The sequence below is a fragment of the Microcoleus vaginatus FACHB-2002 genome (genome assembly GCF_040004035.1).
Classification (GTDB): domain Bacteria; phylum Cyanobacteriota; class Cyanobacteriia; order Cyanobacteriales; family Microcoleaceae; genus Microcoleus; species Microcoleus vaginatus_C.
Genome location: NZ_JAMPLN010000001.1, coordinates 23446 through 43223, shown reverse-complemented (window position 1 = coordinate 43223; position 19778 = coordinate 23446). Strand labels below are relative to the sequence as shown.

General features: G+C 46.9%; 16 protein-coding genes. 8 read left to right on the top strand and 8 right to left on the bottom strand.

Features of this window, described 5'->3' with window-relative positions:
* Positions 1–626: 626 nt before the first annotated feature.
* The 3 genes from NDI35_RS00185 (at position 627) to NDI35_RS00175 (ending at position 5589) form a co-directional block, all read left to right on the top strand.
* A complete protein-coding gene (locus tag NDI35_RS00185; protein ID WP_445310965.1) occupies positions 627–1460 on the top strand; it encodes a prohibitin family protein in 834 nt (277 codons plus the stop codon).
* A 267-nt stretch (positions 1461–1727) separates the two neighbouring features.
* Complete coding sequence (locus NDI35_RS00180; protein WP_445311219.1) at positions 1728–4739, top strand: EAL domain-containing protein; 3012 nt, start codon at positions 1728–1730, stop codon at positions 4737–4739.
* A gap of 133 nt (positions 4740–4872) precedes the next feature.
* Positions 4873–5589, top strand: a complete 717-nt coding sequence (locus tag NDI35_RS00175; protein WP_445310964.1) for a Uma2 family endonuclease — start codon at positions 4873–4875, stop codon at positions 5587–5589.
* A 59-nt stretch (positions 5590–5648) separates the two neighbouring features.
* On the opposite strand, the gene NDI35_RS00170 is transcribed toward NDI35_RS00175, so the two are convergent.
* Genes NDI35_RS00170 through NDI35_RS00160 form a run of 3 tightly spaced genes read right to left on the bottom strand, consistent with a single transcriptional unit; the run spans position 5649 to position 9796 of the window.
* Positions 5649–7109, bottom strand: a complete 1461-nt coding sequence (locus NDI35_RS00170) for a DUF1802 family protein (RefSeq protein WP_445310963.1) — start codon at positions 7107–7109, stop codon at positions 5649–5651.
* A complete protein-coding gene (locus NDI35_RS00165) occupies positions 7106–9022 on the bottom strand; it encodes an ATP-binding protein (RefSeq protein ID WP_445310962.1) in 1917 nt (638 codons plus the stop codon). Before NDI35_RS00165 ends, NDI35_RS00170 begins: the two co-directional genes overlap by 4 nt.
* 54 nt (positions 9023–9076) lie before the next feature.
* Complete coding sequence (locus NDI35_RS00160) at positions 9077–9796, bottom strand: hypothetical protein (RefSeq protein ID WP_445310961.1); 720 nt, start codon at positions 9794–9796, stop codon at positions 9077–9079.
* A gap of 411 nt (positions 9797–10207) precedes the next feature.
* On the opposite strand from NDI35_RS00160, the gene NDI35_RS00155 reads away from it, so the two are divergent.
* On the top strand, positions 10208–10687 hold the full coding sequence (locus tag NDI35_RS00155) for a rhodanese-like domain-containing protein (RefSeq protein WP_333072833.1): 480 nt from the start codon (positions 10208–10210) through the stop codon (positions 10685–10687).
* A gap of 301 nt (positions 10688–10988) precedes the next feature.
* Here NDI35_RS00155 and NDI35_RS00150 read toward each other — a convergent pair whose 3' ends face one another.
* From NDI35_RS00150 to NDI35_RS00130, 5 genes are all read right to left on the bottom strand, one after another.
* Positions 10989–11423, bottom strand: a complete 435-nt coding sequence (locus NDI35_RS00150; protein ID WP_445310960.1) for a bis(5'-nucleosyl)-tetraphosphatase — start codon at positions 11421–11423, stop codon at positions 10989–10991.
* Positions 11424–11497: 74 nt separating this feature from the next.
* The gene (locus NDI35_RS00145) at positions 11498–12244 is read right to left on the bottom strand and encodes a peptidase (protein WP_445310959.1); all 747 of its coding nucleotides are present in this window, start codon (positions 12242–12244) and stop codon (positions 11498–11500) included.
* A 101-nt stretch (positions 12245–12345) separates the two neighbouring features.
* The gene (gene secG / locus NDI35_RS00140; protein ID WP_333263731.1) at positions 12346–12585 is read right to left on the bottom strand and encodes a preprotein translocase subunit SecG; all 240 of its coding nucleotides are present in this window, start codon (positions 12583–12585) and stop codon (positions 12346–12348) included.
* A 127-nt stretch (positions 12586–12712) separates the two neighbouring features.
* Entirely contained in the window at positions 12713–14311 is a 1599-nt protein-coding gene (gene gpmI, locus NDI35_RS00135; protein ID WP_445310958.1) for a 2,3-bisphosphoglycerate-independent phosphoglycerate mutase, read from the bottom strand.
* Between the two features lie 424 nt (positions 14312–14735).
* Positions 14736–15407: a retropepsin-like aspartic protease family protein gene (locus tag NDI35_RS00130; protein WP_445310957.1), complete on the bottom strand. Its 672-nt coding sequence runs from the start codon at positions 15405–15407 to the stop codon at positions 14736–14738.
* Positions 15408–15609: 202 nt separating this feature from the next.
* Between NDI35_RS00130 and NDI35_RS00125 the strand changes: the two genes are divergently transcribed.
* From NDI35_RS00125 to NDI35_RS00110, 4 genes are all read left to right on the top strand, one after another.
* Positions 15610–17064, top strand: a complete 1455-nt coding sequence (locus NDI35_RS00125) for a hypothetical protein (RefSeq protein ID WP_445310956.1) — start codon at positions 15610–15612, stop codon at positions 17062–17064.
* 183 nt (positions 17065–17247) lie between these two features.
* Positions 17248–18000 carry an MORN repeat-containing protein gene (locus tag NDI35_RS00120; RefSeq protein ID WP_445310955.1) on the top strand — a complete coding sequence of 251 codons (753 nt, stop codon included), beginning with the start codon at positions 17248–17250 and terminating at the stop codon, positions 17998–18000.
* 105 nt (positions 18001–18105) lie between these two features.
* Positions 18106–18819, top strand: coding sequence for an MORN repeat-containing protein (locus tag NDI35_RS00115; protein ID WP_333064846.1), 714 nt, complete (start codon positions 18106–18108; stop codon positions 18817–18819).
* Between the two features lie 177 nt (positions 18820–18996).
* Positions 18997–19617, top strand: a complete 621-nt coding sequence (locus tag NDI35_RS00110) for a DUF6391 domain-containing protein (RefSeq protein ID WP_445310954.1) — start codon at positions 18997–18999, stop codon at positions 19615–19617.
* Positions 19618–19778 lie beyond the last annotated feature (161 nt).

Here is a 19778-nt window from a genome sequence, read left to right as displayed (position 1 = left end):
CTAAGCTTAACTTATTTTCGGCCATTTTTAAACTCAGATTTTTATCGTTTGTAGTTATAAATTCCTAGCTGGCCCAAGGAGTCTTTTTTCTACTCAGGAGGGTTGAGCAAGGTGGGCCGATGCCAATTCTACCAATAGAGTCTGTAGGTCGGAGAGTGAAATTCTATCTTTCGCTTGTGCTTGAAGCAACCCCCACAGGTTTTATCGGCACGCACCTCCAATTTTCTACTCAAAATTTACGAAAAATACCTATGTGATGCTGTTTTTTTAGCTTTCTAGAAAGCTTTCTCTTTCCCATAGCCATTTTATCCCTTGTCGCAGAGCGATCGAGCTATCTATTTACTTCTGCCTTATCTAAAAAAAACCTCTTTGTCAAGACCATTGAAACATTTATTAATCAATAATTTCAGCTAGGTACAAATGCCATTGTTCATACCAGAGCCTCAATGTAACGGCAATCTAATATCTTTTTGATTTAAGAAGCTTTCCGACGCTCAAAATCCTATGACTTTTATGAAAAAAATAAATGAATTTATGAGTTGTTGCACCATTAACAGGAAGTTATAATCTTAGATAAGAGCGAATAGACAACTAATATCCAGTAAAAAAACTAGGTGAATCAACATATGAAAACCATGCAAAGTGTCCGGTACAACCTAGCTCTCTACTTAGTCGGTGGCATCGTCTTCATCATCGCCGCCTTAATTTTAAGACCTTTTGCCCTCGTCGGCGCAGGGGAACGCGGCGTTATGATGCGCTTCGGGAAAGTTCAAGACGCGATTTTAGATGAAGGCATCCACCCAATTTTACCGATCGTCACCTCTGTAAAAACTATCAGCGTGCGCGTACAAAAAACAGATTTGAAAGCAGATGCAGCATCCAAAGATTTGCAAAGTATTACTACAGATTTGGCAGTTAACTGGAATGTTGACCCCGCCAAAGTAAATCAAGTTTTCCAACAAGTGGGAGACGAAGAACAAATTGTGACCAGCATTCTGAGTCCGGCAATTTCGGAAGTTCTAAAAGCAGCAACTTCTAAAAAAACCGCCGAAGAAATTATCACTAAGCGCACGGAACTCAAAACAGAAATTGACAACAGCCTCAAAAAGCGCTTGGAACCTTACGGCGTCATCGTCAGAGATGTTTCGTTAATAAATTTTGGCTTTTCTCCAGAATTTAGCAAAGCCATCGAATCCAAACAAATAGCAGAACAAGAAGCTAAACAAGCAGAATTTACAGTTCAAAAAGCCACCCAAGATGCTCAGGCAGAAATTAACCGCGCTAAAGGTAAAGCTGAAGCTCAACGCTTGCAGCGGCAAACTTTAACAGCCGAAATTTTGCAGCAACAAGCAATTGAAAAATGGAACGGCCAGTTTCCGACAGTAATGGGAGGAGGCGGAACTTTGCCATTAATTAATATTGCGCCGCCGACTTCTCAAGCTGCAACTCCTGCTAAATAAGCTGCTGCCGATCGTGATTGCCAAGGCGCGGGGAGAAGGGGAGAGGGGGAGAGAGTCTGAGGGGGAGAAGAATAGAGGGTTTTGCACTGCGGATGTGAAGATGTGCTTTTTTAAATGCCCAACAGCAAGGGTAGAAAATACCAAGCAACTAACGTGAAATCCCGCTTACTTAAATGCCCAGATACAATTTACGTTGCGCGAGTCCTGAAAAACGTTAAAGTAAGAAGCAACTCGGAAATTGTAAAGGTTTGCTTGAAAGTTCGGCTGATGGGAGATCGGGAGAACCAGTCAATTTCTAATTTAGGTGAAGTGGGGAGTGCCGGCGATCGCCAAACTGCGTCAGAAGCCCTGTGGCTGCGCGATCGAGCCTTGGCAGCTACTAGCTGCGGCATTGTCATTGCTGACGCCAATGCACCCGATTGTCCCATAATTTATTGCAATCCGGCCTTTGAACGGATGACAGGTTACTGCGCCAGTGACATCTTGGGGCGTAATTGCAGATTTTTGCAAGGCCCGGATAGCGATCGAACTACCGTAGCTAAGATCCGCGAGGCCTTGCGCCAAGGTCGAGAAATCCAGACACCAATCAAAAATTACCGCAAAGACGGCACTCCTTTTTGGAGCAAATTATCGCTATCTCCAGTGCGAGACGACAACGCTAATTTGACTCACTTCGTAGGAGTTCAGTCTGACTTGTCGGAACCAATCTGTGAAGTGCAGCAAGCATTGCAGCAAGCTAACGACCAACTGCAAACGATTTTGGAAGCAGTTCCGGGAACAGTATCTTGGATTAGCTCGGATTTGCGCTATTTGGGGGTTAACCAGCACTTAGCCAAACTGCATGGTTTGCCACCGTCGGCTTTTGTCGGTCAAGATATTGGTTTTCTGGGCGCTAGCTCGGATTTTAACTCTTTTGTGGTGGAGTTTTTTGCCGGCGACGCTACGGAAGCGGTTAAAGAACTCAACGTTAAGGTACAAACCGACGGGGGACAGTCGGAGGGATACTATTTGATTGTGGCTCAAAAGTACGATCGGGGCAAAGCAGCTTGTCTGGTAGGGATTGACATTACCGAGCGCAAGCGGGCAGAAGAAGCTCTGGTGCTGACTCGCAAGGCGGTGGAAAGTTCGAGTGACGCGATCGGCATCAGCGATGCCAACGGCACTCACATCTATCAAAATCAAGCGTTTTCTCAGCTATTTGAATGGGACACCGCAGAGGAATGTAAACTAGCCGGAGGTATATCGGCAGTTTTTGCTGACCCCGCAGTCGCCAGGGAGGTACTCGACACGATCGCCGAAGGTTATTCTTGGTTTGGTGAAATTACCAACCGCACTAAAAGCGGTGAAACTTTGCAAGTGTTGCTGCGGGCAGATGCTATTAAAGACCGCACAGGGAAAATTGTCGGTCTGATTTACATGAATACCGATATTACCGACCAAAAGCGCACGGAACAAGAGCTGCGGCAAAGCGAGAAGCGCTTTCGATCGTTGATTGAAAATGCTAGAGACATTATTGTGATTCTCGACGAGAAAGGCTTTTGCCGCTATGTATCTCCTTCCCTAGAGCGGATTTTGGGCTACCCGACGGCGGAAGTCCTCGGCAGATCTATATTTGACTTGATTCACCCTGACGAATTGCTGATAGTGGATCAAGTGTTCAAAGGTGTCATGCAAACGCCGAGAGTTAGCCTGGGAATGGCGGAATACCGAGTGCAGCACAAGGACGGTTCCTGGTGCGTGTTGGAAGCGGTGGCGACGAATTTGCTCAACGAACCTTCGGTGCGGGGAATTGTGGTCAACTGTCACGACGTGACTGAGCGCAAGATGGCTGAAGAACAATTGTTGCACGATGCTTTGCACGATGCGCTGACGGAGTTGCCGAACCGTGCTTTGTTTACTGACAGGTTGGGGCAAGCTTTTGCCCGCGCCCAACGGCATCCGAGCGAGCAGTTTGCGGTGTTGTTTCTGGATTTGGACAGGTTTAAGGTGATTAATGACAGTCAGGGACACCGCACGGGCGATCGGCTGTTGGTGGCTGTGGCTCGCCGTCTCTTGACTTGTTTGCGGCCCGGCGATACGGTGGCTCGTCTGGGGGGAGATGAGTTTGTGATTTTGCTGGAGGAAATTAAAGGTGTTGAGGAGGCGATCGCCCAAGCAAAGGAAATTCTCAAAACGATCGAACGACCGCTTTATTTGGAAGGTAATAAAGTTTTAATTACTGCTAGCATCGGCATTGCCTTAAGTACCAACAAATATCAGTGGCCGGGAGATATTTTGCGCGATGCTGATATTGCGATGTACCGGGCCAAAGCTCTCGGTAAAGCTCGCTACGAAGTTTTTACCAGTGCGATGCACACTCAAGCTGTGGCTTTGATGCACTTGGAACACGATTTGCGGGAGTCGGTTGAAGAACTAAATTTGAAATCTTCGATAGTGGATTTCGCCTGTGGGACGGCGGCGGACAACTCGCCGATGAGTGAAACCGATCGGAGATTGGAGCGTCCGAAGTCGCAAGTGACTGCTTTAAAATTGGAATGTCCTTTTACTGTTTATTATCAGCCGATCGTTAGTTTAACAAGTGGTTCAGTTATCGGATTTGAGGCGCTGGTGCGCTGGCTGCACCCGGAAAGGGGTTTAGTTTCCCCGATGGAATTTATTGCGATGGCGGAGGAAACAGGGTTAATTACCCCTTTGGGTTTGTGGGTTTTGAACGAAAGCTGCCGCCAAATTATTAAGTGGCAGAGTTTGAATTTACCTCTGGGAAATTCGCCGCTGACAGTCGCAGTAAATCTTTCCGGGAGGCAGTTTGCAGAACCCGAATCGATCGAGCAAATTAAGCAAGTTTTGCAGGAAACGGGTGTTGACGCTCGCTGTTTGAAGTTGGAGATTACTGAGACTGTGGTGATGGAAGATGGGGAAGCGGCGGCAGCGATGCTTTCGCAGTTGAGAGACTTGGGGATCGGGCTGTGTATTGATGATTTCGGCACTGGTTATTCGTCTCTGAGTTATTTGCACAAGTTCCCGATTAATATTTTGAAGGTCGATCGCTCTTTTGTCAGTCGAATTGGGGAAATGGGCGAAAATTTGGAAATCGTGCGGGCGATCGTCATGCTGGCCCGCAGTTTGGGGATGGAGGTAGTGGCAGAAGGTGTCGAAACCGCCGTCCAATTGGCTCAAATGCGGGCGATCGGCTGCGAGTACGGTCAGGGATACTTTTTCTCTAAACCTCTCGACAGTGAGGCAGCTACAGCCTTGTTGAGGCGATCGCCCAAATGGTGAACTAAACCAAATATTTAACCGAATCAAATTGCTTGATTGTCACTAAGGGCGATCGATCTTTTCGTACTCAATGCCTTGAGTGTTAAAATCAAAATTGAGTATAATAGAAAACTATCGAGATAGGTAAAAATATATGTCTCAATCTGTTGTGCCAGCAGTCGAAGAAAAACAGCTCGATACTTCGCCGACATTAACTTTTGAAGAATACCGATTTTATCAAGGAGAATCTGATGTAAAATATGAACTGTACAAAGGGAAATTAATCCCGATGCCAACAGCCACAGTTTTACACATCAAAATTTGCGAATATTTAGTTTACCAATTGCAGCGTTACCTAGCTGAACACAATATCGACTTAGTAGTAAAAACGGGTCTGGGAGTGAGAACAGATGAAGATAAATCTCGGATTCCCGATGTAGTTGTCTGCACTCAAAGTCTTTTGGAACAAGCTGCTGCTCGACCCGGTGCAGGTATCCTCGAATTTGATGAAAAGCCGCTGTTAGTGGTAGAAGTAGTCAGCGAAAATCGCCGCGAAGATTACGTGATTAAACGCGGAGAGTACGAATTAGCGAATGTGCCAGAATATTGCCTTGTTGACCCTAAAAGGGGCAAGCAAAAAATCCGGCTTTTTGCATTGATTGAAGGTGAAGAGGGTTACACGTATACAGATTTCTTGCCTGGTGAGGAAATGGAATCTGTAGTATTTCCCAATCTGAGATTATCAGTCAATGAAATTTTAGATCCGCCATTGGTGGAAGGGTTAATTAAGGCAGAACAAGCTCAATTGCAGAAAGCTGAAAGATTGGCGGCGAGGTTGCGGGAGTTGGGCGTAGATCCTGATGCGGTGTAGGAAATTGGATGAAGTACGTGAAGCGAAGATATCCCGCAGGGAATCGCCCTTGACGTATCTTAATCATTTAGCGGCAAATCGCGCAAGAAATAAAAGCGATCGCGCCCTGAGTTTTCGCCTTTAATTCGCCCTGCATAACCTGTCAGAGGAGAAGAAAGTTCTACTAACATTTCGTGCAACTCTTCGCGGGACAACTTCTTGGGTGGGTTAGACATTGAATACGCACCGCTAAGAGCATCCACACTTGCTTGTTCAGAACCAGAATTTTCGTGATACTTTTTCAGAATAGAAAGAACGTGCGATCGCACTTTAATTTCTTGTTCAACTTGCTCAATATATTTAGCAACTTCATCATCAGATTGTCCCGGTTTTAAGTAGTTTTTAAGTTTAAATAAGTCCACCGAGTTAGGATAGTTGCTTTGAAGTTTAACCAGGTTCTCAAGCGTTTCAGGGTTCATAATTGCCATACCGTGTACTTTTGCTGCATCCATAAGTTGAGGAGTTGGAACGCCAGGCCCAATAATCAACTTAGTTGCTTTTGCGAGTGTTTCTTTATCTTTGAGCCGTAGCGTTCCTAAATTCAGCAATTGAACTGCTGTATCGTTAGGGATTTTTTTACCGGCTTTGCACTCGCCAACTAAGGGGTAAGGTTTTGAGCATAATAAATCTAAGCCGCCAGCACCACCTTTGTGAGCATAATCTATGGTAAATCCCAAAAACTCAAGGCTATCGCGCACTACAATTTCAAAGTCTGTTCCTGCTTGATAGTTGCTTTTGTTTGTATCTAGTTCTTTGGTGCGATTTCCCAAAGCTGCTATGGTATTTATCCAAGCTAAATCCGGTTTGATTGGTTTTACAGGCTTATCGCTACTCCAACCTAGAAACATTTTGATTTCTGCGTCTAGTTGTTTGGCTTTTGGGTTGGTGGTGGATAAATGCACTAATGCACTTTGCAACTCTTCCAATTGTGGATCTTCAGGAGGCTCTAGTTTTTCCAGCTTTTGACGGCGTTTAGCAAAGATAGACTCGCTCAACACTGGAGTTGAATCAGTAACAGTTAGGGATTTTGGCAAAGATACAAAGTTGCCGCTGGGATGCACTGGCATTTCCAGTGGCTGAGGTAGCAGATAAACGCGAAGATGAGTTAGAAAAATATAACGTCGTTGCAGGATAATTTGCTGTAATGCCTCTGTTGTCCACACTGTTAACTGCGACAAAGCCTCTAATGATTCTCGATCGTCTAGTATTTTGCAAAATTCGCATTTAGCCCAAGCTTTTATCAAAATCGTCTCAGAAGTTAACTGAGAAAATGAGGTGTTAGCAATTGGTAAAAAACTCGATCGGTAGTATTGCTCAGGGGGGAGCAAATTAATCGAGATATTGGCTGGATATAGGGCAAATGACCTACCAGGCTCGATGAAAATTCGAGGCATGGCTGCAATCACTCGCCCTTCGATTAAGGCTTCCACATCTGGCGCAGGTAACTGCAAAGCCGTATCAACAAAAACAGAATAACTCATCCACTTATTTGACCTAATAAATTATCAAGGGCTTCGTCGAGGTTGTTAATTTCCGTTGTATCAGGTATGGAGGTACTTTCAGCTATCTCATTTTCATCAACCAACCCATTAGGAATCTGACCCGACGGATCGCTAAGAATTTCACAAATTATATAATTCTCAGCCGCGAGCTTTTTCTGAACAATAAACTCCAGTATTTGGTCTTCGGTTACATCGTAATCTGTGCGAGCCTTGTTGACAAAATAAATAGCTAAGAGAGGCTTGATATCTTCACTTGCAAGCTTGACAAATTCTCCACCTAGTTCTTGAGAAAGAAGTTGATCCAAACACTGTTTTCCTACTGTCTTCGGTTTAACATCTTTAGAACGAACTAAACAACCACGAGTCATATCAAACTTTTGATACTCAATTAATCGCTTTAATGCGGCACTGACAAACTTTGCCCCCGATTCTTGAACAACTGCTACTACTATCTTGGTAGACCTTCCATCTTCTTGGCCTCGAACTCTAAAGTGGAGATAACCTTTGTCTACAGCTTTAGTTTGTACCTTTTCAATCTCCTCAACTTGCAATCGTTCCACAGTCTCGCCTTTGAGTGCAAGGAAGGCGAAATATAGAGCCTCGGCTAAAATATTGCTATCGTCAAAATATTTCTCGATTGTTTCCTCAAGTGCATTCAGTTCGTTGTTAAAAGCAAGTTCAACTTGATGGAGTGGATCTGCTGCTGTTGGCGGTGGAGTAGGATCGTTAGGTACTTTCCAATTCTTAGCACACTCCTCTAAAACCTTTCTGACAATTAACCTTTCTTTTCCCAGTTCTCTTAATTCACCTTCATTAAAAGGATAAACGGGATAAGGTGGAGTTAAACCTTTACTCTCATAAAATTCTTTGAGCCATTGAGAAACTAGAGTCAATACATCATCAGCATTCAGATACTGTAAATCAAAAATCTTTTCACCCATTCTAGCTGTGACTGACTCTGCCTGGGGTAATGCTCTAATTTGAAATTGCCAAGTTTCATCAAAGATAGCTGTCATTAAGACACCTCGTTTAATTTTACCGTACAGGTCTTTTACTAAGAGCGCGACGACCTGCGCCCTGCTGAAACCAGCTTCATTCCGATCTACACTCTCTAACTCATCAAATCCAATTACTAGAGTTCTGTAATCACCGATTAAGTCTAAAATTTGGCAGACAGTCTGAAATGCTTCACCTTCTTTATCCTCTTCTGTAGAATTTGGTAAACCCATTGCATCAGCTTGTGCTTGTGCCAAGGCTTTTCCAGACAGCCAGTTGGTTGCAAAGCTCACTTTATCTGAAGCAAGTGTCCACAGAATAGCCTGGATCAAATAAGGATTTTCGATGTTTGGCTTAATTTGAAGCACTTTGGCAGTTAAGGTATCAACTAATTTAGGATTTTTAGCTAATGCCCCCGAAAATTGCTTGACTAAATTTTGAGGTATGAGAGTTTTTCCTAATGCCTCATTGATCAAAGCAGTTGCTAATTCTTGCCACTGCATTACGCCTTCGTTACCAATCTGTTTCAGGCTTAAAGACAAAGTGGTGAGAAAGTTAGCGTGGACTCGGTTTAAGTTTCCATAGTCTACGTCGCTCATATAAACAAAGAAAGAACCACCTTCCTCTAGAAGGCGGCGGCGAATCCGACTGATGAGGTGGCTTTTTCCTAGACCTTTTTCAGCTTTGATCGTGATGCCACTAACTGTACGATACCCGGCGCGGATTTGCTCTATCGCCTGAAAGATAGCATCAGAGGCATGAGCATTTATAGAAGGAACGTCAGGAAAACTTGGCTTCCAAATATCATTGCTCCTGACTATTAACGATCTGTCAAAAGGGTTTTGACTTGCAATAGCTTTATTGAGATCGGGGATTGAGGAGTGAAAGTCATTCATCGTTTTGTGTCCGTGTGAAGATAAAGGAGCGAATGCACTACTAACTCAAGTTAATTAGGTTAAACGCTTGACATAGCAGCGCAAACCGTTCACTTTTGTGGTGATAGAATCTTCGATTTTGTCGGGGGCGCTGTCTTCTACACTGCCACCTATAAGTTGAAAAATGTCATTAGCCTGCATTTCCAACAGCCACTCATTGAACTCCGATCGCCCTACCCTTTCCCCGATCGCCCGACGCATCCGATAAATGGGCACTAAATCGTCTAAGTTATAATCCCGGTTCAAGCTGTCATACACATCCAGCGCCACAACCTTAAAATCGTCATAGGATGCGATCGTCCCTACATCTGCCTTCCCCTTCTCAACCGCAACACTTGCCGCACTATCCTGATGCCGAATCCACTTCAACAAAGAATTTCCCAGCCGAGTACCAATTTGAGAACCATCAAACTCAAACAGAGAATCCTTACTTTTGAGCCCCTGCGCTAAAACTTCTTTCCCTTTCGCGCTCAATTCCACCATCGTCACCCGATTTATCAGCGAATACTCGATCGCCCCAGTCGCCTGCAACTCGCCGAGCACTTCCACATATCTCTGACTCGTCTCATTAGTCCGCACAATCCGCTTAGTCAACTCCCCCTTTTTCACCTTCATCTTCCCGCCGCTCAAATCCCACAAATTCAGCAGTACCCGAACTTTAGCCTTCGCATCCCACACCGCTTGCTCTTCCGGTGTCAAAGTTTGAGGCACCGGAATTTCATCTTTCTCAGACATATCTATACCTTTAAATACTTGTTCTTACTATCAAATCTTACCAGAAACCTTGCTGGGAAACATTTAAACTTTTCCGCAAAATTACGCCGGAGGCTACCCACAACTTATGCAAATTTCATTTAAAAATAATTGGAATTGACTAAAATGTGTTCTTTTGATAAAATAGCGAATCAAACGAGCGATCGCAGTTCCAATTCTCTGCAATAAATGCGATAAAACAATCTGAAGCACAGCCCGCTTTCCTCTAGCAAACTCAACAAATCTAGCGATCCCAACCTTAGTTAACCACCTGCAACCCAGCTTAACTGCGACTTTAGTTCAATGCCAGATTCAGCCTTTAGAAAGACGAATTCAACCTAAACATCTTGTTACATTGCAATAGCAATCAAAACATTGAACAACATTTTACCCATGAAAAATATTCCCGACCAAATTTCCGACATCAAAGAAAAACTTCCCGATTTAACTCCCACCCCTCCCGGTTTAAAAGCTCAAGCATCTAGCCACGACCTCAAAGCCCGTTTAGATTGGGGCGAACCCGGACTCACAATCATCGACGCCCGTGACTTTGAAAGCTTCACCAAAAGTCACATTACCGGCGCCGTCATGATGCCAATGGACGAATTAGTCGCTCGAGCACAATCGAGTTTAGAACCCATCCGCGACATCTACATCTACGGCGAAAACGACCAACAAACCGCCGAAGCTGCCAATCTTCTCCGCGCAGCAGGCTTTCAAAAAGTAGCCGAACTAAAAGGCGGAATTCCTGCTTGGAAAGCCATTGACGGCCCCATCGACGGCGCTCTAGAACACGATACTCCCGGCCCCGACGCCTACAACGTTTTTTCTCGCTTGCAACACCACGCCGAAGCTCAGAAAATCAACAAATAACCTCAGATTGGCGGCAGGAGTCGCCCATAAAATCTGACACTTAATAAACCCGGTATCGCAAAAGTTACCGGGTTTTTCTATCAGAACTTATACCCCAATACGCTTGGGTTAAAACTGTTTATTCCCCGGAGATCCCCCTAAATCCCCCTTAAGAAGGGGGACTTTGAGTAACTTATTGTCCCCCCTTTCTTAAGGGGGGCTAGGGGGGATCGGGCTTAACTGAACCATATTGACTTATACCAAATCCTGCCTCAATTTTCTTAGTTTCTTACAGAGTGACTTCGTTTGTCTAGTAGCGGTTTCAACCACCGACTCTTAACTTCCTGCCATCCAAATATGCCTTAACTTCCCCAAACATTAAGCGGTTTGCATCAAAAGTAATCCGTTTAACAGCTTCCTCAAAAGAAAGCCAAGCAGAATTTTGAACTTCCTCCTCTTGCAAAACAACTTCCATCGAATTGACAAAACCTAAAAAGTAAGTCACAGTCTTTTCAATCGGCTCCCCATCCTTAACAAAAGAATAGTGTTCGGTAAAACTCGGCTCATCCAGCATTTCAAAATCCGATATACCAGTTTCCTCCTCAAATTCCCGCCTTGCCGTTTCCGCTGGGGATTCCCCCGGATTCGCATGACCTTTCGGAAACGCCCAATGTCCCGCTTGATGTTGAATCAGCAAAAACAAAGCATCAGCTTCCTTTCCAAAAATTGGCACAATCCCAAAACATTCATCTTTCATTTTCCTGATATTTCCTATTAACTATTATGTTTTTTTAGTCCGCGTAAGCGAACTTAATTTGTGTAGATGCGATTTCAATCGCCGAGTCTCTGAAATTCCCACCCCAAGCGAGTCTGCTGTTCATAAACCCGCTTCAAAGTATTAACATCCCTCGCTGAAATAGGCGGAGGATTTCTCACCTGAGAAAAATAAAGCACATCAGTTTCCATCAAACTGTGGCCCCAAATTCCCAAAGCGTGACCCAACTCGTGCCGCGCCGTCGCCGGAATATACTTACCCACTTGATTCGGATTCAAATAAACCGAAAACCGATGAGATAAAACTGTTTTATCCCCATCGCGACGGGCATACAATTCATAGGTAGCCTCTCCAGAGCGCGATCGCAAAACTCCTTGACGCAAAGGCGGAGCCCGACGTAAAATCCTAATATCAGCCACCTCCGAACTATCCACCACTTCCAAAGGCAAATAAACCCCCCATTCCCGCACCACATCCAATACAGCCGCCACCCATTCTTCAGACTTATTAGCATCAACTGGACGCTCAACATAAACCTGAATCGGAAACTTTGACCACAACAAATGACCGAAATTCGGTGGCTTAACCTGGTCAAAATAATCACCGCTATCCGTGGAATCTTGCCAATTCGCTAGCGTGGGCGGCAAAGGGTGAACCTGTGGATTCGGAAAACTATTCGGGAGAGAAGAAAGACTCGCCGCCGGAGTATTAACCTGACTAAAAATTATCAGGCTAAAACAACATAAAGCCAATCCCAAACCAGCCAGCAATCGAGGTTTTACTGTAACTTTCCACAACCGCATTTTTGCAACCGCAGATAGACGAAAATAGACGAAAATAAACGCAGATGAACTTGATATTATCTGCGTCTATCTGCGTTCATCTGCGGTTAAAAATCCGAATCTTATAACTTAGGCGCCAACCAACCAGCACTCAAAATCACAGTCAAACCCATAAAAACAATAGACAGACCCCAAGTAATCCGGTTCAGACTCGTTTCTGCACTCTTGGCGCTGGTAAACAATTGAGCTTGTCCGCCAATCCCTCCAATACCATCGCCTTTAGGACTGTGCAGCAACACAAAAATCACAAGTCCTAAAGCAGACAAAGACCAGATAACTTGTAACACAGAAACAATATCCATAATCTGGGGTAATTGGTAATTAGTAATCGGTAATTTATTATCATATCAAATTCGGTCGATCGCACACAAACTCAGTTAGGGACACGCCGCCGTGTCCCCACCTTTAGCAAGATTTCGCCGAGCCTTGCTACAATCGGACTCGCACAGGAGTGCGATTGGCGCGAACTTCAAACTCAGCCGATCGAATCATAGAACGTCCCGTCATCTCCGGGGGCTGAGGCAACCTCAACAGCTCCAGAATCGTCGGCGCAATATCCGCCAAACAACCATCCGCCCTCAGAGGAACATCCGTTCCGTGACCCGGAATCTTCCGACCTTCACCTTCTACCAGAATAAATGGCACTGGGTTAGTAGTGTGAGCCGTCCAGGGATTCCCGTCCTCGTCAAACATCTGCTCAGCATTTCCGTGGTCAGCAATAATAATTGCCGTTCCGCCAGCTTTACTAATGGCACTCAACAGCCGCCCCAAACATTTATCCACAGTTTCGATCGCAATTATCGTCGCATCCATCATCCCCGTATGACCAACCATATCCGGGTTAGCGTAGTTAATCACCATAAACGAATAGATGCCTCTTTCCAAAGCCGTCACCACCCCATCCGTCACCATGTCCGCCGACATCTGGGGCGCCTCATCGTAAGTCCCCACCATCGGGCTCTGCACCAATTCCCGGTGTTCCCCGATAAAAGGCTCTTCCAGACCCCCATTAAAAAAATAAGTCACATGAGCGTACTTTTCAGTTTCTGCCGTCCGCAACTGCTGCAAACCGTGCTTAGAAATCACCTCACCCAGAATATTGTTCAAATTCTGCGGTTCAAAAGCCACCATTACCGACAGTTTCGGGTCGTACTGAGTAAAAGTCGCAAACGCCAGCGGCTCAATTAACTGCCGCTCAAACCCCTTAAAATCGGGAGATACAAAAGCCTGAGTCAATTCTCTAGCCCTGTCCGGGCGAAAATTAAAGAAAATTACCCCATCCCCGGATGCCACCGCCCCCGGAGAAATCCGAGTCGGAACAGCAAACTCGTCAGTCACTCCTTCAGCATAGGAGGCCTGCAACACATCAACAGCCGATCGACCATCAGGAGCACCCTCAGTCGTCATCACCTCGTAAGCCCGCTGCACCCGATCCCAGCGCTTGTCCCTGTCCATCGCGTAGTAGCGGCCGCTAATGGTCGCAATCCGACCCACCCCTACCTCTGCGATATAACTTTCAATCTTGCCTAAAGCTTCGACACCCTCTTTCGGAGTAGTATCACGGCCGTCTGTAATCGCGTGAATGCAAACCTCAGAAATTCCCTGTGCCTTTGCTAATTGCAGCAAACCCTTAATATGACTGAGATGGGAATGAACCCCGCCTTCAGAACAAAGACCCGTCAGGTGCAACTTGCCGCCCGTGGCGCGGACTTTCTCGCAAAGCTCAACCAGCGCGCGGTTGTCGAGCAAAGAACCGTCTTCGACTGCATCCGAGATCCGCACCAACTCTTGAGGAACGACGCGGCCCGCGCCCAGATTCAAGTGACCAACCTCTGAATTACCCATTTGCCCGTCAGGAAGCCCTACCGCCCGGCCCGATGTTTTAATCAGAGTTCTGGGATAAGCGGCCCAGAGACTGTCCATCACGGGTGTTTTCGCCGCGGCGATCGCATTTCCGTCTTGTTCTTCACGATAACCCCAGCCGTCTAGAATAATCAGCACTACAGGAGATACAGACGCTTGTGCCATGTGAATACCTTATTTACAATAATTAATTTCTCGATCGTCATGATTTCCGATTTTGCGGAACATCTGCCGCTAATCAGTTTACATATTTTCTCGGCTCCGGCTGAACAATGCCAACCAAAATTCCCTCAGCCACAGCATTTTGGGAACTAATTTCCACCTGCTTTGGGAATTGTTTAATTGATTGCCTTGCCTTGTACTGTGAATCGTTGTCGGAGAGTGTTACCGATCTCACCAACAGCAGCCGTGCTTTTGTGGCCGCATTTCAGGGATAGTTTAACCGTCGGTGGCTCTTGAAACACTAAGAACGATACCACACTTGGTTGCATTTTGCTACCGCCTCAACCAATAAATTTAAAACCCTTGACTGGGCTGGGAATAACTTTAAACCAGTTGAGCACAAATCCGTTTCCGAATCAGCTCACTCTCAGCGGACATAAAATTCTACAACATCTTTTTTAATTGTGACATCGTAATTGCCAAAGAAATCGTGACCAAGCAGACCTATTGGCATTTGTTTGGCGATCGCCACTTCGACATTTTGGATCACAGCACCCCCAACCCGAATCGATCGCACTAGACCGATCGGGAACTCGACAACGCTACCGTCAGCGATCCCCGCTCTGATGGTACGCACCGGCCTCACTCCCAGTGCAGTAGCCATCCGCTGAGAAATCAAAGTGCCGCTGGCCCCGGTATCGAGAATCATCTCAAAAGTCTTGTTGCCGTTAAATACCACATCAATCACCGGCGTCCCGCCGGCGCGGCGCTTGATTTTAGCTTGAAATACCTGTGGATTCCCCCGTGGCTTAGCCGGTTGATTTGCTGGGGGTTTGGCACCACGATTTGACGGGTTCCAAAACTGAGAGTACAATTTGCCAGTTGTCAATCCCGATCGCGTGATAGTGCGATTCCCTTCGGGATAGCTGCGCCGCGCGTGCTGCTGGGAACTCACATCGGGAACCAATGTCATCACCTGAGTTTCTGGCTGATGTGAATCAGAATGCACCTCGCCGTCCCGTACCGATCCCACACCCACCAGAACGATCGCAAAAACAAAGCCCGATCGCCAAATCCGCTTGAGAATCACTTTTGCCATTATCTAAATACCTTAATTGATTCAATGATGTCGAACAACGACCGCCACTGATATCCTAACCCGCTCCCAAAAACCGATCGCCCTAAGAGTCCGATCGGATCGTGAGGAAAACTTGGCAATTTTCAAGCGATCACATAACATCGAAACACAGATAAACTGATAAACGGCAACAGGCTGTAATTGCAGAGCCTTGCTGGATATCTTGAAATTAAGCATTTGGGGGCGATCGGCAATGCACAAACTTTTATATTTTGCGACTATAGGACTACTAGCTTTCTCGATCGGAGGATGCGGTGGCGACGAGGCCAGCAACACAGCCAGCCCCAGCCCCAGCCCTAGTGCAGCCTCTCCGTCTCCGGCAGCCTCTGCCAGCCCCACTCCAGGAACTCAGACTTTCCAGTCTCCAATAGTAGCCGCCCAGCCTCCAGGGTTAATTAGATCGACCAACCCAGACGAACGAGCAAGACAGGCTCAAACAAATATCGGCGACAAAAAGGACAGGAATCCAACGCTTCCGCTTCAGCCAGTGCCCCAAGGCCCTGTGACAGCGAATCCTTCTCAGTTAGACCCCTTTGGGCCGCTGCCGCCGATCACATTACAAATCCCTCCAGGAGCCAACGGAGCGGGTGGGACTACCTCAGAAATCCCCAAACTGCCACAGCGACAAGTTGCCGTGCTACCCGAACTTCCCGAGTTATTGGCTCCCCCCCCAATTAACAGGCCTAATCAGACGGTTACTATCCCCAGGTCACCCACGGACGGTCGAGGAGGCACTCAGCAAGTACGAGCTCGATCGGGAGGCCCTTTACTTCCAGGAGGTAATGGGGCGCAAATTGACTCGCGTCCCATAGTTCCACCAGGGGGAACTCCTCCTCGGTTAGGTGGCGGTGGCGGTGGCAGAAATGGTTCCTTACCCGGAGGCACCGGGGGACAAATTGGCTTGCCGCCCATAGTTCCGGGGCTAGATGCTCCTCAGTTAGGTCGTACTCGTACATCCCCGCCTGGACTCGAACCCATTGCAGCTAGACCCATAGGAGTCCCGGATCTGCCAGAACTGCCAGTAGACAAGCGCCCGCCCCCATGGAGAGACCCAAATCCTGTTGCCAGAACAGGTCCGGGCACCGGTCGTCGTACAACTGGGCCAATAGGAGGTAGAACCCAAGATGGGCGGAATCCGCAGCCTCGCCAGCCTCGCCCTCCAGCACCCCCGCGCCCGCCCCAGCCAATAGCAGCGAGACCCATAGGAGTACCGGATCTGCCGGAACTGCCAGTAGACCAGCGCCCGCCCCAGTGGGTAGACCCCAATCCGCCCCCGCCTCCCGTCATCCCAGTAGTTCCCCCACCGCCTTCTACTGACCTCGCTACAGGCACTGAAGTCAGCGGGGTGGTAAAAGTCGGGAACGAGACGCAAGTGATTGTCAAAGTACCGAATGAACCAACCAGCCGATATGTCAAAGTCGGGCAGCGGCTGTCTAACGGGCAAGTGTTGGTGAAGCGGGTCGATCTCAAGCAAGGAGCAGATCCGATCGTGATTCTGGAGGAAAACGGCGTTGAGGTAGCCAAAGGTGTTGGCGAAAAACCCGCCAGTCGCCAAACACAACCAGCCAATGCAGTTATTAGCCGTCTCCCAAATCCGAATAGCTCAGCGCGACGCTGAAAATTGACAGTAAAGCAGGAAAAATGCTAAAGGCAAAAATGAGAGTTTTTGCCTTTTTGCATTTAGGGCAGATCTCGAACCTGAAGGTAAAATTAGTAGAGGGATTAAAAAATAGAGGACTTTTCAGCAAGTATTAGCTTTTAGAAAATCCCTATTAGTAATGGAAGTTAAAGGAGATTGATCATGCTCGGTTCAATTCAAAAATTGGGGATGGTGATATTAGTTGCTTCTTGTATCAGCAGCGCCACTAATCTCTTGAATCCCCAGCCATCAATGGCTCAAGCAACACCTGACCCAAAACCAGAAGAAGAAAAACGCTCTCCCTTCTGCCAAGGCAGCCTTCCTACGGGAAGAGTGAAATGCAATTACGAGACAGGCGATAACTACGAGGGAAACTTCGTTAACGGCCTCCCCGACGGCAGCGGAGTCTACGTGTACGCTAATGGCGATCGCTACGAAGGACAATTTCGGAGGGGAGTGCCCAATGGTAGAGGGACCTTCATTTTTAAAGATGATGGCCGCTACATAGGCGTGTTCCAAGACGGCACGATGAGATCGGGGACGGTCGTTTTCCCCAACGGTGAGCGCTACGTGGGAGACTTCGGAGTCGTCCAGAACCTTCAGACTAAAGTTATTAGCAGCCAACCAGCAGGGCGGGGTCAATTTTTTTATACCAATGGCGATCGCTATGAAGGACAATTCTTTGCAGGCTCGCCCTTTGGCCCTGGGGTATTAGTACGCAAAGACGGCACTCGCTGTTCTGGCAGGTTTTTTAATCAAGAACTTGATGCTAGTGTCACCTGCACTTTCCCCAACGGGACGCGCTATGAAGGAGAATTGCGAAAGGGAGTGCCTCACGGTGTCGGGACGATGATCGATGCTAGCGGTAGGCGCTTTCCGGGGGTATTTCGCAACGGCAAGCCCGGAGTTTCGTAAAGGATAAATGATTGAGGTTTTCAGCCAAGTTTTGACAACAAATGGGACAAAAGACAAAGGACAGAAGAAGATAATATCTAACAGCGCATAGGAGAAAGTTGATTGATGATTTCCCGTTCTTGGATCAGTGGAATCGCTTTATTAGTTGCATCAGTGTCGGGAATTGGTAGTTACGCGACTTATCCCTTGCCCTCAATGGCGCAAGGAACAGAAGCTAGAACCGGTCGCTGCGTGCCAGCTATCCCTACAGGTAGAGTTAGGTGTGATTATGACAGCGGTGATAGCTACATCGGACAGTTCGTCAATGGTTTGCCCAGTGGCACTGGGGTATACATATATTCCAACGGCGATCGCTATGAGGGGCAGTTCCGTCTCGGCAAACCAAATGGTCGAGGACAATTTATATTTAAGGACGACGCTCGCGTCGAGGGCATATTCCGAGATGGCAAAGTTAGTTCCGGGACAGCTATTTTTACTAATGGCGATCGCTATATAGGGTCGTTTTCTCTCGATCAAAAAGTAGGCGTGCCCACGGGACAAGGGCAATTCATTTTTGCTAATGGCGATCGCTTTGTGGGTCAATTTTTAGGAGGCAAGCCTTTAGGTACGGGAGCGTTCACCCGCGCTGACGGCAGTCGGTGTTCGGGACAGTTCTATACTCAAGAACTTGATGGCAGGGGTAACTGTTCGTTCTCCAACGGTATCCGCTATCAGGGAGAGTTACGCAAGGGATTGCCTCACGGCAAAGGCACAATTATTGATACCAGAGGCCGGCGAATTCCGGGAGTATTCCGCGACGGCCAGCGGCAAGAGCAATAAACTGGGAATAAGTGCGATCTATTAGTAAGGGCAGGTTGAGGGCTAATAATTTTTGCACAAAACCTGCCCTTGCTAGGTTTTAAAGTCAAAACTATTGATAATTTATGACCGGCTTTTTCTCAAGCGAATTGCTAATGTTAAATATCCACTTAATGGAGTTAATGGAGGCGTTTTGATATGACAACTACTGCTTCTGCTTCCGGCCACACCGGCCAGTTTCCCTTCGACTTTGCCCCGCAGCGGACTCAAGATGCTGATTTGTTGCGACAACTCAATTTTGTGCCCGGCTTGAAGGAAATATTGGCTTTGCGCCAAGTTCATGCTTTGGAACACGCTACTGTTTGGGTACTTGGCCAATCGATTGGTGCGACGACAGCAAGAACCGATAATGAGTTATTGGGCGGGATGTCCACAGACCAAGGGTTTTATCTTTATGGCCACGTTAACATTGCACAGTTGCGTCAGGCAGTGCGCGAGGCTTTGCAGCGGATTGGCAGCGGAGAATGGGATTTAGCTGTACATCCCCGCTGTGGCACGAATTTGTCGGTGGCAATGCTGCTAACGGCTGGACTTGCTGTTGGCATCAATTTAGCCCTGCCTCGCGGGCCCATTCTGCAACTGTTAGGTTTGGGTGCAGCGGCTGCTGCTGCTGCTCAGTTAGCTCCAGATGTGGGATCTCTAGCTCAGCGGTACGTCACAACTGCTATTCCGTTTAATTTGAGTGTTGTTGATATTACTGTAAGTCACGACTTCTGGGGACGCGAAGCTCATTTTGTGCGGGTACGTTGGGTTGAATAGTTGCACAGTATCAAGCCCGATCGATATATCTAACTCATCTGCGTTAATCTGTGTTAATCTGCCTGTATCTGCGGTCAAAAAAAGAGAATTTATTAACCGCAGATGACAAGGGATTGACGCGGATTCACGCAGATGAAAAGCATAGATATCTGAATAATTCC

What these genes read in the sequence shown, in the direction of transcription:
- NDI35_RS00185 (WP_445310965.1), top strand. Translation starts at nt 627, where the DNA reads ATGAAAACCATGCAAAGTGTCCGGTACAACCTAGCTCTCTACTTAGTC.
- NDI35_RS00110 (WP_445310954.1), top strand. Translation starts at nt 18,997, where the DNA reads ATGACAACTACTGCTTCTGCTTCCGGCCACACCGGCCAGTTTCCCTTC.
- NDI35_RS00170 (WP_445310963.1), bottom strand. Translation starts at nt 7,109, where the DNA reads ATGAGTTATTCTGTTTTTGTTGATACGGCTTTGCAGTTACCTGCGCCA.
- NDI35_RS00155 (WP_333072833.1), top strand. Translation starts at nt 10,208, where the DNA reads ATGAAAAATATTCCCGACCAAATTTCCGACATCAAAGAAAAACTTCCC.
- NDI35_RS00180 (WP_445311219.1), top strand. Translation starts at nt 1,728, where the DNA reads ATGGGAGATCGGGAGAACCAGTCAATTTCTAATTTAGGTGAAGTGGGG.
- NDI35_RS00120 (WP_445310955.1), top strand. Translation starts at nt 17,248, where the DNA reads ATGCTCGGTTCAATTCAAAAATTGGGGATGGTGATATTAGTTGCTTCT.
- NDI35_RS00130 (WP_445310957.1), bottom strand. Translation starts at nt 15,407, where the DNA reads ATGGCAAAAGTGATTCTCAAGCGGATTTGGCGATCGGGCTTTGTTTTT.
- NDI35_RS00115 (WP_333064846.1), top strand. Translation starts at nt 18,106, where the DNA reads ATGATTTCCCGTTCTTGGATCAGTGGAATCGCTTTATTAGTTGCATCA.
- NDI35_RS00160 (WP_445310961.1), bottom strand. Translation starts at nt 9,796, where the DNA reads ATGTCTGAGAAAGATGAAATTCCGGTGCCTCAAACTTTGACACCGGAA.
- NDI35_RS00175 (WP_445310964.1), top strand. Translation starts at nt 4,873, where the DNA reads ATGTCTCAATCTGTTGTGCCAGCAGTCGAAGAAAAACAGCTCGATACT.
- secG (WP_333263731.1), bottom strand. Translation starts at nt 12,585, where the DNA reads ATGGATATTGTTTCTGTGTTACAAGTTATCTGGTCTTTGTCTGCTTTA.
- NDI35_RS00165 (WP_445310962.1), bottom strand. Translation starts at nt 9,022, where the DNA reads ATGAATGACTTTCACTCCTCAATCCCCGATCTCAATAAAGCTATTGCA.
- NDI35_RS00150 (WP_445310960.1), bottom strand. Translation starts at nt 11,423, where the DNA reads ATGAAAGATGAATGTTTTGGGATTGTGCCAATTTTTGGAAAGGAAGCT.
- NDI35_RS00145 (WP_445310959.1), bottom strand. Translation starts at nt 12,244, where the DNA reads ATGCGGTTGTGGAAAGTTACAGTAAAACCTCGATTGCTGGCTGGTTTG.
- gpmI (WP_445310958.1), bottom strand. Translation starts at nt 14,311, where the DNA reads ATGGCACAAGCGTCTGTATCTCCTGTAGTGCTGATTATTCTAGACGGC.